Annotated in this window: 13 protein-coding genes; 7 read left to right on the top strand and 6 right to left on the bottom strand. The window is 43.7% G+C overall.

Going from position 1 to position 13,297, the window contains the following annotated elements:
* Positions 1 to 201: 201 nt before the first annotated feature.
* Complete coding sequence (locus PG901_RS03060; protein ID WP_045443968.1) at positions 202 to 438, bottom strand: PA3496 family putative envelope integrity protein; 237 nt, start codon at positions 436 to 438, stop codon at positions 202 to 204.
* 188 nt (positions 439 to 626) lie between these two features.
* The gene (locus PG901_RS03055; RefSeq protein ID WP_271133464.1) at positions 627 to 2,177 is read right to left on the bottom strand and encodes a hypothetical protein; all 1,551 of its coding nucleotides are present in this window, start codon (positions 2,175 to 2,177) and stop codon (positions 627 to 629) included.
* Positions 2,178 to 2,614: 437 nt separating this feature from the next.
* Here PG901_RS03055 and serB point away from each other — a divergent pair, with 437 nt between their 5' ends.
* The 7 genes from serB (at position 2,615) to hemJ (ending at position 8,246) form a co-directional block, all read left to right on the top strand.
* Positions 2,615 to 3,802 carry a phosphoserine phosphatase SerB gene (serB, locus tag PG901_RS03050; RefSeq protein ID WP_271133463.1) on the top strand — a complete coding sequence of 396 codons (1,188 nt, stop codon included), beginning with the start codon at positions 2,615 to 2,617 and terminating at the stop codon, positions 3,800 to 3,802.
* A 151-nt stretch (positions 3,803 to 3,953) separates the two neighbouring features.
* Positions 3,954 to 4,964, top strand: coding sequence for a DUF368 domain-containing protein (locus PG901_RS03045; RefSeq protein WP_271133462.1), 1,011 nt, complete (start codon positions 3,954 to 3,956; stop codon positions 4,962 to 4,964).
* A 218-nt stretch (positions 4,965 to 5,182) separates the two neighbouring features.
* The gene (locus tag PG901_RS13680) at positions 5,183 to 5,236 is read left to right on the top strand and encodes a hypothetical protein (RefSeq protein WP_372829526.1); all 54 of its coding nucleotides are present in this window, start codon (positions 5,183 to 5,185) and stop codon (positions 5,234 to 5,236) included.
* Positions 5,214 to 5,591 carry an AciT family ciprofloxacin tolerance protein gene (aciT, locus tag PG901_RS03040; RefSeq protein WP_442966846.1) on the top strand — a complete coding sequence of 126 codons (378 nt, stop codon included), beginning with the start codon at positions 5,214 to 5,216 and terminating at the stop codon, positions 5,589 to 5,591. The genes PG901_RS13680 and aciT overlap by 23 nt, the downstream gene beginning before the upstream one ends.
* Before the next feature lie 202 nt (positions 5,592 to 5,793).
* Positions 5,794 to 6,300: a hypothetical protein gene (locus PG901_RS03035; protein ID WP_271133460.1), complete on the top strand. Its 507-nt coding sequence runs from the start codon at positions 5,794 to 5,796 to the stop codon at positions 6,298 to 6,300.
* Positions 6,301 to 6,531: 231 nt separating this feature from the next.
* Positions 6,532 to 7,707 carry a biotin synthase BioB gene (gene bioB, locus PG901_RS03030; RefSeq protein ID WP_271133459.1) on the top strand — a complete coding sequence of 392 codons (1,176 nt, stop codon included), beginning with the start codon at positions 6,532 to 6,534 and terminating at the stop codon, positions 7,705 to 7,707.
* Positions 7,708 to 7,811: 104 nt separating this feature from the next.
* A complete protein-coding gene (gene hemJ, locus PG901_RS03025; protein WP_271133635.1) occupies positions 7,812 to 8,246 on the top strand; it encodes a protoporphyrinogen oxidase HemJ in 435 nt (144 codons plus the stop codon).
* 132 nt (positions 8,247 to 8,378) lie between these two features.
* Here hemJ and PG901_RS03020 read toward each other — a convergent pair whose 3' ends face one another.
* From PG901_RS03020 to PG901_RS03005, 4 genes are all read right to left on the bottom strand, one after another.
* The gene (locus tag PG901_RS03020; protein ID WP_271133458.1) at positions 8,379 to 9,218 is read right to left on the bottom strand and encodes a hypothetical protein; all 840 of its coding nucleotides are present in this window, start codon (positions 9,216 to 9,218) and stop codon (positions 8,379 to 8,381) included.
* 460 nt (positions 9,219 to 9,678) lie between these two features.
* Positions 9,679 to 10,170 (bottom strand): hypothetical protein, encoded by a 492-nt coding sequence (locus PG901_RS03015; RefSeq protein WP_271133457.1) that lies wholly within the window; start codon positions 10,168 to 10,170, stop codon positions 9,679 to 9,681.
* Between the two features lie 73 nt (positions 10,171 to 10,243).
* Complete coding sequence (gene rph, locus PG901_RS03010) at positions 10,244 to 10,960, bottom strand: ribonuclease PH (protein WP_183620154.1); 717 nt, start codon at positions 10,958 to 10,960, stop codon at positions 10,244 to 10,246.
* Positions 10,961 to 11,150: 190 nt separating this feature from the next.
* Complete coding sequence (locus PG901_RS03005; protein WP_201624695.1) at positions 11,151 to 12,872, bottom strand: AMP-binding protein; 1,722 nt, start codon at positions 12,870 to 12,872, stop codon at positions 11,151 to 11,153.
* Between the last annotated feature and the right edge of the window lie 425 nt (positions 12,873 to 13,297).

The following is a 13,297-nucleotide window of genomic DNA, read 5'->3' as shown; positions in this document are numbered from 1 at the left end:
AGAACCCTAATCTTAAAAACAGTATTGAGCAATATTATTAAAAACACCTAACAACCAGCTTAGCACAATGCATTCGACAGCAGGATTTTAAGCTTGTGAATCGGTTTAATCAGTTAACAACTTTCGGCTAAAAATCACGGAACCAAGCCATTTACCTTATCCGTTAAACGGCAGCTGCAACCCGATAATGGGCATGAGGATTTAGAGATCGTCATCATCCCAGTCATCACCATCTTCATCAAAATTATCGATGTCATCAAGATCGTCTTTTAGCTCTTTGGCCAAACGTTTTTCTTCTAGCAAATTATCGATCAAACGGCGTTTCTCTAGGCTGCTTAAGCGTGTACGCACACTTGTTTCGGCCTCTTCCACCATCTTTGCATCATCATCATCTACAAAATCATCATCAAAATCGTCATCAATATCAGCGTCACTCATGACAAACTCCTATCATTTTTCGGCAAGGGTATTAAAAATACATGAATATATATATGCCTTATAAAGTCTCTATTGAGTGTTGTCAATCCTTTTTATCACTATCATAGCATCATGTACAAAGTTAAAGCCTGCGCAAACGCTTATCGCACAGGCAATTGTAGAGGCTCACCTGTATCTAACGCTACGATTTACTCTTGCTCTTCTGTCTCTTCAATCATTAATACTGCATTGCGCACATCGGCCAAACGCTGAATCATGGCATCATTGCCGCCATCAAATATCGCGCATTCGCGCTCATAAACAGTGGTGGGACGCATGATGCTTTGTACTTGTACATGATGGCTGATTTGTTTCAGACCAGCATTGGGTAGCAATATAAGCATTTGCTCTTTTTTACCCACGCTATCTAACAGATGGCTCATTGCCTCGACTTGCGCATTATCGCTCACCCCCGCTTTTGCTGGTAAGGCAAAACGTGATAGCTCGACATGCTTATCATGAATGATTTTATTCAGCATCAAATACAGTTTGCCAAGCATCACACCTGCCAACGCGACTTTGGCGTGGCTGTTGTCTGCTTTTAGCATCACATAAGCGCCGCTTTCATCAAAGTGTGGCTCATTAAGTGCGCTGACCCCAAGTAGCAACGGCTGCTTAAGTAGCTCAGTCACTGCTTGGTTCAATAATTGGGTACATAACGCTAAATAAGGCAGACGCTGCGACGGCGCTAGGCGCTCAAGCATGTTGAACTCATCGTGAAAGACAATCTGAACGCTGACACTATCGAATGGGCGGGTAGCCGACAAGCGCGCAGCACTAGCAGATTTATGGCTACTGCCATTCTCATGACTAGCCGCTATTTCGTCTTGCGTGCTGTCCGTATGATTACTGCCCGCACTATTTACCGTATAGTTTTCAGCGTCATTGCCATTATTGCCCTCATTACCATTATTATTGTCATCAGTGTTCAGCGCGGTGTCCTGACCTTGTTGCCCTCTGACATACTGATTTACCGCACTATGAATGTTTAATTTTCGAGTATGCGGTTTTTTGCTACTGGTATCGTGAGCGGTTTCTTTAATCGCGCTATCGAAACCAGTTGGGTTAGAGGCAGATCCAAGGTTAAGCTCACTATCTGATTCGCTTTCACGATTAAGGTTGCGCTCATAACCGCGCTCAAATTCACGCTGATCAAGTTGTCGATACTGCTCACGATGCAAGTCTTGAATATCACGGCTTAGCGCATTGATTTGCTCTCTACTTGGGCGGGCAATATAACCATAAATCAGCCATAGCAATAAATGCAGCAACATCGAGCCAATGACAAACGGCCATTGCATGGCGATAATCTCACCCTTGCTAATATCTTTTAGCGTCAAGGCCACACTACCGATGACCGCATCGCCTTTGGTGGCGATTTGGCTAATGGTATCACCCTGCTGCATCGGCGCATTCCCGACCGGCACCAAGACATCACCATTATTGTCTTTAATCAGTATGCGCGTCACGTCCTGCTCACTGGTATAGCGATTGGCTATGACGCTGAGGCTGACGCGGTCTTTATTTTCTAAAGACAAGCGCGCCTCATCAATAAGCTGGGCGACCATTTGCTCGCCCTTTTGGGCACGGCTATTGCTCAGCTGCTGATCGGTACTGATGACCAATAATAGGGTCTGCAAACAAAAACTAACCAGAAGAATAATGGCAAACAACCCTTGCCGCGGCGCTAAATACGTCATGATATGTTAAACTTTTTTGGATAAATGGAATTAAAAAACGAGGCTATGGCTCATTTTCTGGAAGAGTATGCAGCTATCTTTTTTACATTTGCTTTGGCTCAATTTACTACCGCAGCTACTCGCTAAATAATATTTAATCAAATGTCATTTACGAGACCTGACTATCGTACATGAGATTTGTTGTGCAAGTATGTTTGGCGCACGCGCACATCGACAAATCCCCGTTTATTTTCTCTACTATATCACCATACTAAGGGTTATGGCGTCAGCTAATATCATAAATTTATTGTAATAATTTTCTTTTATTCAACGGCGATTTTTGCTCATACCAAGCATTTTTATCTGACTGTGAGACTTTATACCTCATCTATAGGCGCTGCCCAGTAAAACTGTTATTATTCCTAATCTTATATCAGCATACAAGGGACAATTGAGCGATGCAAAAAAATACATCTTACTCGTTACCAAAAGACAGCAAAGCATGGCAACAAGCCGTCGATTCTGTAGCGTCATTATTGCCTGCGGGTACTAATCTGCATGATTTTGATGCGCTGCAATCCTTGCCTATTTTTGCGTTGATTGTGGTATTGCCTACGCATGTATCCTCGCTCGATATCCATCAATATGTGCAATCATGGGTGGATGAGCAGCCAAACTGGCATTTGGTGACCGTAGCAGAAGATGCCGACGCCAATTTTGTCGATGTTGAGATTGCTGATATAGACACTACGCAGCCATTTGCCAAGCACTCGTTTATTGATGTGCAAGTGTTCCGCTATTTGCTGGTGCCAGTCACCGATACGCTGATGCACCCTGCTAAAAAGACAGCAGCAGCGCACATTATCGATGACCAATTGACCACGCGTCTACGTCATGACTTAGTCGAAGACTATAAAAACTCGCAAAGTGCAATGAGTAGCGACCATTTAGATGTTGTCGATTGTCATATCTTATCGCTCGGTCATATGTTACGTACCCATAAGCTTGCCTGTTTCGATATGGACTCTACGTTGATTGAGCAAGAAGTCATCGTTGAGCTGGCAAAAACCGCTGGTATCGGTGAGCAAGTCGAAACCATTACCGAAGCAGCGATGCGCGGTGAGATGGATTTTGACGAATCTTTTGCTCAGCGCGTGGCATTATTAAAAGGTATTCCAACGAACGTGCTCGATGATATTTGCAGCCGTTTGACCTTGTCGACAGGTGCGCGCACGACTATCAGTGCGCTTAAAGCCTTGGGTTATCATACGGTCTTGGTTTCAGGCGGCTTTACCTATTTTGCCCGTTATATCGCTGAGCAGCTGGGCATCGATGAAGTACATGCCAATGCGCTGGATATCGAAGATGGCGAAGTCACCGGTCATGTACAACTGCCGATTATTAATGGCGCGAAAAAAGCAGCGATTGCTGAACATACCGCCGAACGCTTAGGTATTGATATGTCGCAAGTGGTCTGCGTCGGTGATGGTGCCAATGATTTACCGATGATGGCACTGGCAGATTTGGGTGTGGCGTTTAATGCCAAGCCCATCGTCCAAGCGCGTGCAGACGCTGCGGTCAATGTCACAGGGCTTGAAGGCGTGCTTTATGCGCTTGGCTATCCAGCCTTTGTACGTACAAAATAACGCTTCACTATTCTAAAAATAAGCTAGGTTAAGGATTTGTCCTTGACCTAGCTTTTATGATTGAAGACTTTATGTTAAAGCCTTTATATATCTATATCTCTTTTACCCTATTTATCTCACTTTTATCTTGTTAAATAAGAAAGGAATGTCCATGACGGCATCACAATCACCGCGGCCAGATGCGCCGTCATCTTCCCATAATCTAGATAATGAGCATTTAATTAAAGAAAGCTCGCCTATTTATCATGACACTCCAAAACAGCTATTAGGTGTCTACGTCAAAGGTATTGCGATGGGTGCAGCGGACATTGTACCCGGTGTTTCTGGCGGTACCATTGCCTTGATTGCGGGGATTTATGAGCGCTTAATTAATGCCTTAAGTAGCGTCGGTCCCAATCTATGGCAGATATTTCGCCAACAAGGCGGGCTTAAAGGTTTCATTGCGGTCTGGCGACAGGTCGATGCTACTTTTTTAGTGTGTTTATTACTTGGTATCGCGACCAGTTTTGCTACTTTAGCCGGACTCATTAAGCATTTATTGGACAATCAACCTTTACTGATTTGGTCGTTCTTTTTTGGCTTAGTAGTGGCGACTGTCTTTATCTTATTAACTGAGATTACGCGTTGGAATATAGGACGGGTCGCATTATTTTTGCTGGGGGCTGGTAGCGCGGTCGTCATCAGTAGCTTGCCGTTATTGACCACGGCACCGAGCTTACCTTATTTATTCCTTGCGGGCGCGATTGCCATTTGTGCGATGATATTACCCGGTATCTCAGGGTCCTTTATCCTATTGTTAATGGGCGCCTATGATTCGGTACTCGAAGCCGTCCATACGCTAAACTTTAGTATTATTTTTACTGTCATTGCCGGTATGGCAACGGGGTTATTATTATTTACCCGTATGCTCAAATGGCTGCTATCACGCTATTATCAAGCAACCCTTGCCTTGCTGACAGGCTTTATCGCCGGTTCGCTGGTGAAAGTATGGCCATGGAAAACTGATGCGCTCGGTACATTAAATAGCGATGCCATCAACAATGTCATGCCATGGCAGTATCCTACGGGTGCTCATTGGCTAACTACGTTAGGCTTGATGCTGTTAGGAGCCGTGTTGGTAACCGCTCTATCATGGTGGGGGCGCCGCGGTGTTCGTCCTTAAAGTTAAATAGTTCTCAAAAAACACTTTGATTCCAAAAAAGCGCCCATGATTGTGGCGCTTTTTTGTTGGTAATTTTCTTGGCAATAATGGCAGAATTTGCCCAGTATTTTCTTAATATCATTTAAAAAATCAAACGTCAGCTGTTGTCGCAAAGTCGTCGCTAGCCTCTTTAGCTTTAGGTCGCAAACTTCCATAATGACGGTGTTGGAATTCACCTGATGAAGAGCGAGATGAACAATGTTATTAACAATATTTTCTACTTTTGCCAGTGAAACATGGGGCGCTGGCGCCATACTGGGTACTGGTCTGATGCTAGGCTTGCTACTGGCGCTTGCCTTATCGTCGCAGCGTTGGTTGCTATGGTATCTGTTCGGTGGCATGGCCTATTGGTTGGCGGTTGAAGCCATTCACAGTTTATTAAGCTATTGGTTGGTGTTGTCAGAATGGCACAATTATGTGGTTGCTATGGGTATCAGCTGGCTACCTTTGGTTGCTTGGGTACTTTACAGAGCATTGCGTTACGAAGATGTCAGTCGCACTGTGCATGAGCAACGTGAGCTGCAAGCCGCCCGCTATATTGAACATACGCCTGTCTATGATGATGACTATCAACCGCGCTTTCAGTAATTCGGTCATTCAGTCATTCACTAAGTTTGCCCAATCATACTGCCGTCATTGAATGTTACAAGATACTTAAGGCTCTCTACGTAACTCCTAAAGAATTGAAACCTATCATTCGTTCAATCGTTTATAATCTAATTATATATTTGTCGCAAAAATTGTTATAAAGTACGCATTATTTTGCGTCTCATTCTTTAGGAGTTCGATTATGTTTACTGTTCCTGTATTAGATATTAAGTCTGATCCATTAGATGTTTTATTGGCGTTGATTGGTTACCGTTTATCGATGTTGGCTGATAGCGATAACGAAGACGTCAAAGCGCTTTTTGCTGACCGTAAAGTAACCATCGAGCTTGCCAGCACTGAAGCTGATGTGGCGCGTTATTATAGCTTTGATAATGGTACATTTAGTCAACATAGTGGTCATGCTAAAGAAGCCGATTTGACGATTAACTTCAAAGATTCAATGACCGGCGTTAAGCTGTTGACCAAAGGCAGTCTTCCTGCTTTTATGACCGCTGTACAAGAAGGCAATCTAAGCATCGAGGGCGACTATAGCCTAATGATGTGGTTCAATAAGCTTGCCAAACACATCGTGCCAGCCGTTCCAGAACAGTGCAAACCTTATATCCAGCAAGCCAAACCTTATGCTTATAAAGCGCAGAAGTTTGCCAACCATTGGCTCGGCGTTGCTAAGCACAAGTTGGGTAAATAATTGCCTCACCTAGTTAAGTAGCTGACCAACCTCTAACGAGCTACTTAGCACTATTCTGATTTTCTAAAAAGGTTGCGGTATACTATACGGCAACCTTTTTTATTGCCTAGATTTTATCGTTTTAACTTTAGCAAGGGCAAAAAATACAAGGTTATTTAATTGTTCTTCATTTAACTAATAGCTATTAATTTATCTAATACTTCTAAATACCGTTATAAAAGGATTTATCTCATGGCAGGATTGCTTAACATCTCAGAACCGAATGCCAATAACCACAATCATAACCACACTGATACAACACTTAATAATAAAAACGCGTCCCATGATTTTCTAGCGACATTAGCAACAGACGCAACTAATACCAAGCAACAAGCAACCAGTAAACACAGCCGTGAACAGATTGCTCAGTTGTTTGACTTGCCTTTGATGGATTTATTACTGCAAGCACAGACGATCCACCGCCAACACTTTACCGCCAATGAAGTACAAATCAGCACCTTGCTATCTATCAAGACCGGTAACTGTCCAGAAGATTGCGGTTATTGCTCCCAGTCTGGTCACCACCGCGATACCACTAAGTTACAAGCAGAAAAACGTATCGAGGTCGATAAGGTCATTGCCGCCGCCAAACGTGCCAAAGCCACAGGCTCATCGCGTTTTTGTATGGGTGCAGCGTGGAAACACCCGAGCGCCAAAGACATGCCTTATGTAGTCGAACTGGTCAAAGAAGTCAAAGCATTGGGGCTTGAAACCTGTATGACCCTTGGCATGCTAGATACGGATCAAGCAGCACAATTGGCAGATGCGGGTTTAGATTATTACAATCATAATCTCGATACCTCAAGAAGTTACTACGAGCAAGTAGTCAGTACCCGCAGCTATGATGAGCGTCTAGATACCATTGCAAACGTACGCAATTCAGGTATTAATGTTTGTAGTGGCAACATCGTCGGTATGGGCGAAAGCCGTGATGACCGCATCGACTGGGTCCATGAGCTGCTGAAAATGCCCAAAGCGCCCGAGTCTATTCCGGTCAATCTATTGGTTCCTATTCAAGGTACACCGATCGGTGATAAGGTTTTAGCAGAAGGTCAGCTGCCCGTCCTTGAATGGATACGGACGATTGCCGTGACACGTATTTGCTGTCCAAGCAGCTACGTACGCTTATCTGCTGGACGCGAAAGCTTATCTGACTCTGAGCAAGCACTAGCATTTATGGCAGGGGCAAATTCATTCTTTTATGGTGATAAGCTACTGACCACGGGCAATGCCAGCCAGTCGGGTGACGATAGGCTGATGCGCGAGCTTGGGTTAACCAAGCAATTTGCCGCGCCACGAGCGCCAAAGCAAGTACCGGTGCTTGACGCCATGAGTGGTCATCAGTCGCAAGTTGTCTTAGCAGAGTAAATGCCATGCGTGCCGCTACCATTATCGCGTAATCTGCGCTAAGCTTGCCGACGTTATGAATCAAGAAATTGCGCATAAAATATCAAATCGTAAGAGAGAATATGATGGCAGATTATTTCAATTGGATTAAAGCGGCACACATTATCTCTATGGTGTGCTGGTTTGCGGCGATATTTTATTTGCCGCGCCTATTCGTTTATCATGCGATGAGCGACGATAGCATCAGCCACGAGCGCTTTGCCATTATGGAGCGCAAGCTCTATCGCGGTATCATGACACCATCGATGATAGCCACCTGGTTGTTTGGTTTATGGATGTTGGGAATGGGCTGGGATGTTTATAAAACTCAGGGCTGGCTACACGTAAAATTATTATTGGTGGTGCTACTTTCTGGTTATCATGGGGCTTGCGGATTTTATCGTAAAAAGCTCATTGATAATCCGCATTATAAATCGCATAAATTTTGGCGCTGGTTTAATGAAGTGCCAGTATTTGCGTTAATCTTTATTGTGATTTTAGCGGTGGTAAAACCCTTTTAAAAAAAACGAACGATACGGCTTATTTACCTTATAAGCATTTTTATCTTGAGTCTAAAATCCATAAAAAAGCGTCCGTTACTCTAATAAGTGACGGACGCTTTTTTATCTCTCAATTAAGCTTAGTAAATACAATTAAACGTTTGGTCGCATGATTTGATAGACATTGCTTAAATCATAGACACGGTAGCGCGCAGGCTCACGGCGATTTTCACCGGCATAGCTGAGTATTAATGCTTGCTTGGCGCGCTCATCGACCCAGCCAACAAACAGTCCGCTATGCTCGACGCCATTGTAACCATGATTGATATAATACAGCCAATCACCGACTTCAATATCCTTGCTACTGGCATAAGGGCCTTGACCGTAAGTGCCTTTATGAATGGTATCGCGGCTCACCCCTGCTCGATTAAACACCGCATTGAGATAGTCCCAGCAGCCACCTTTAATAATCGTCCGCTCATTTAACGCCATCTTGCGCGCGGTGCTAATCACTTCGCGCGCCGCCCGACTGCTTTGGGTTTCAGCATTGCTTAACAGCGGTAAATATTCGCTATCGACATTGTCATAATTGCCAGATAAAAATGCGGGCAGAACAGATGGTGCTTGGCGTGCTACTTCAGGATAACGGTAATTGCTTTGGGCATTACCGATGTAAGCATTTTGATTAGAATAGGAGTTATTAGAGTAGCTGTTATTAGAAAAGCTATTACTAGAATAGCTTGGTTGCGCGTTGCTCGAATTCGAGCGATAGCTAGTGGCATTGCCAGCACGCTGAATGGTAGAGCGTGTGCTAATTTTGGCCGAAGGAACCGCTGAATACGTTGGGGTATAACGGGCGCTATAATCAGGTTGGACAGATTTTTGCGCAATCAAGGCGCTCATACTATCGGCATGAACCTGACCGGCCGCAGCAAAGGTAAATAATAAGGCACTGCACGACGTTGTGATTGACCAAAGGGACAAACGCGACATGACTAACTCCTTGTCAACATATTATTGATTAGCCGACTCAATTTAATATTAATAAACGGCTATCAATGCTCAGTATCAATAAGCGTATTAACGATAAGTAAGATAAGATTTTTCAATCCTATTTATAAACCATTTGCACAGGAATCTGCAAGTCTTATTGCTAGGAGATAAGCGATAAAAGGTATGAGATTGAGGATAAACGGTAAAACGAGATAGGAGTTTTAGAGATGAAGGCAGAGATTTAGGAAAGATAATATCATCAGTTCAATATAAAAAAGGTATATTCAATATAGCGTTCTGCTGGAACAAGTTTTGCTCGCTTGCTGTGTGCTTTGCACTCCAGAGGCCTCACAAAAAATTTTCCAGCAGCACTAATTTTTTCTAAATTGAATCAGCTATAAGCTATGTTAAATATAACTCACAGAATGAACAGATTAAAACATTAAAACCAATCGACAATCTAATCGTTGCTCATCTTGATATTGGCATGGCGTTTGCTCAGCGGTTGCCCTTGTAGAATGGCTTTGGCCGCGTTAGCTTCTTGAATATTATCAAACCCACCAATCAGATATTTACGTATGTCATCACAATCGACAATCTGTAGCTGTTCACCAATCAGAGTAATTTTATCGCCATCAGTCAGGTGAATATGCTCACGTTTGCCTTGATTATCATGCACCAACTCGCCATCACGTACCCACAATACGCCGCTACTAATAATACCGCTCATGGCTTGTTTATGCTTCAAGCGTTGCCGATTAAAAATAAAACTACCAACAATCAGCAGTGCCAAAGCGCCAATAGCCAAGCGCTCAGGCAACAGACTCATGGCTAAAGCAACCGCCACTGCCCCAACCAGTAATGCGGAGCCAAACCAAAATAGCCCATTGTCAGCCGCTGACGACTGACCTTGTAAGGTGATTTTGGCGCCGTCATCAGTCAGCTTTAGCATGCGCGATTACCTGTTCAAAAGCAGTAAATGGTTAAAAGTTTAAATAAAAAGTCATAAAAGAACGTTTAGAAATCTACCAACCTAGTGCTGTTTTTTGCATAGCAATCAGCTCAGCGATACCTTTTTCCGCCAGAATCAGCATATCGTCTGCTTGCGCGCGGGTAAATGGCTTTTCTTCTGCCGTCCCTTGCAGCTCGATAAACTCGCCCTTTTGCGTCATCACCACGTTTAAGTCCGTATCACAGCTGGCATCTTCTTCGTAATTTAAATCAAGATAGGCTTCGCCGTCTTTCATACCAACTGACACCGCAGCGACCAAACCAATCAATGGATCGGCTTTGAGCTTTTTGGTTTTTTGTAGGCTTTCTAGCGCATCGATAAGGGCAATAGCTGCACCCGTCACACTAGCGGTACGCGTGCCGCCATCTGCTTGCAATACATCGCAATCAAGATAAATGGTATTTTCGCCAAGCTTACTTAAATCAATCATCGCCCGTAAACTACGACCGATTAAACGCTGGATTTCTTGCGTACGACCTGATTGCTTACCGCGTGCTGCTTCGCGCTGATTACGGGTATTGGTCGCACGTGGCAACATACCGTATTCTGCGGTAATCCAGCCTTTGCCTTTACCTTTAAGCCAGCGCGGTACGCCCGACTCAACGCTCGCAGTACATAATACTTTGGTATCACCAAAGCTGACCAATACTGACCCTTCGGCATGCTTAGTGTAATGGCGCTCAAAGCTGATTGAGCGAAGTTGGTTAAGCTCACGGTTGTCAATACGCATAAAATTTCCTAGTACGATGTTGTAAAAGCAGAGTTATGGTTATAGAGAGTTATACAATAACAAGTTCGTCGTTACGTCGACGGATCTGCTCGCAGACATAAATATGACGATATCCTAACGTGGCAGCGGCGCAATAGCAAGATTCTCTCAAGCTATTACGCCGCTGCTTTAGCAAGATTTAGCGTTAACTTTATTCTAAACCTTCCATCTTACGCAATTCTTTACGTAGGATTTTACCGACGTTTGATTTTGGTAATTCATCAACGAATTGGATATGACGCGGACGTTTGTAGCCGGTCAGTTGCTTTTTGCCAAAATCAAGCAGCTCTTGCTCGGTGACATTGCCTTTTTTGACCACAAATAGCTTTGGATCTTCACCGCGGTCATCATTTGGAATACCAATAGCGCCGCATTCTACCACAGCAGGATGCTCACTCATGGCTTCTTCGATCTCATTTGGATAAACGTTAAAGCCCGAAACCAAAATCATGTCTTTTTTGCGGTCAACGATTTTGATAAAGCCTTTTTCGTCCATGATCCCGATATCGCCTGTTTTTAAGAAACCACTAGCGGTAAAGGTTTCAGCGGTTTCTTGTGGACGATTTTGATAGCCAATCATCACCTGTGGACCTTTGACACAAATCTCACCGCGATCACCTAATGCCACTTCATTTTCATCATCATCGATTAAAATAATATCAGTGCTAGAAGCAGGAATACCAATTTTTCCGGTAAATTCAGAAATGGTCATTGGATTAAAGGCGACTACTGGCGAGGTTTCAGACAAACCATAACCTTCAACGATAGGCAGACCAGTGATTTTATGCCACTCTTTTGCCACACTTGGCAATACCGACATACCGCCGCCAATCGAGGCTTTTAGGTTAGAGAAATCTAAATCTGCAAAGCCTTCTTTATGTACTAAGCCATTAAATAAGGTGTTTACCGCAGGGATAAACGATGGCTTGTATTTGCCCATCTCTTTAATCAAACCATCCAAATCACGCGGGTTTGGAATTAATAGACCGGCATAACCTTGGTACATACCATACATACCGCAAACCATAAATGAGAACACATGGTATAGCGGGAGCGCGGTCAAAATCACATCATTAGCATCGACATCATCATCAAAGGCGCTGTTCATCAGGACACTAATCTGTAGCATGTTAGCGACTAAGTTACCGTGCGACAGCATCGCGCCTTTGGCAACACCCGTCGTACCGCCAGTATATTGCAACAAGGCCACATCGCTTAAGTTCAAATCAGGACGCTTATACTTGCTGGCTGAAACCGCATTTAACGCATGCTTAAAGCTGGTGCTCTCTGGCAGACGATAAGCGGGAATCATTTTTTTAACATGACGCGCGACCAGGTTGACCACTGCCCCTTTGACCAAGCCAAGCATATCACCAAGCTTACAGACGATGACATGCTTCACTTGCCCTTTATCTTCGGCATCTTGATAGGTTTTTGCAAAGTTTTCAACGATAAACAACGCTTTAGCGCCACTATCATGCAGCTGATGCGATAGCTCACGGCTGGTATACAAAGGATTGACATTAACCAGTACCATACCTGCACGGATAATACCCAAAGCCACCACTGGATACTGCAAAATATTGGGCATCATCACCCCAACTTTATCGCCCTTTACCAATCCTAACGACTGTAAATAGCTGGCAATTTGGCGACTGTATAAGTCTAATTGCTTAAAGGTAATGGACGCACCCATGCAAATATACGCAGGTTTTTGCCCATAACGACTAAAGTTACGCTCGAACACTTCAAGTAAAGACGTACTGTCATCTGGCATATCGATGGTCGCATCGATGCCATAGCGCTCATAAGCACTCAGCCACGGACTGTCGCTATCTATCGTCGGCATGGTAGGAAATGCATTTTCAACCATTGATTGAGCGTTGCCCGCAGCGTTATGGTTGGTGGTTTCTTTATTGATACTGTCCGTCATAATCGTCCCTAAATGTTACTGTTAAAATATAGAGTATATGTGCTGCCCTTACCGTGGTCGCCAACCACGTATTGATAAAATCAAAAGTTTGTGAATAAATAACTGCTCAACACCTAAGCTCTGAGCGCAATTGTTATTCACAAACTTTTTACATCAAAAATCTTTAGACATATAAGCCGCATGCCTAAGTTTACTCTCACTATGATGCAAATGCATAAAAGCTATTGTATCACCAGTTGCAAACGCATTAACGCAAAAAGCTATTATTCAAATAGCCAGCATTGTCGATGCTTTTATAACGGCGCTAAGCACTTAAGCATGCACTTTTATCGTGAAATACAAAAATATAATCGGCAGGAACTATA

The organism is Psychrobacter sp. ANT_H3 (assembly GCF_027919975.1).
Classification (GTDB): Bacteria; Pseudomonadota; Gammaproteobacteria; order Pseudomonadales; family Moraxellaceae; genus Psychrobacter; species Psychrobacter maritimus.
This window is presented reverse-complemented; position numbering and strand designations above follow the sequence as displayed.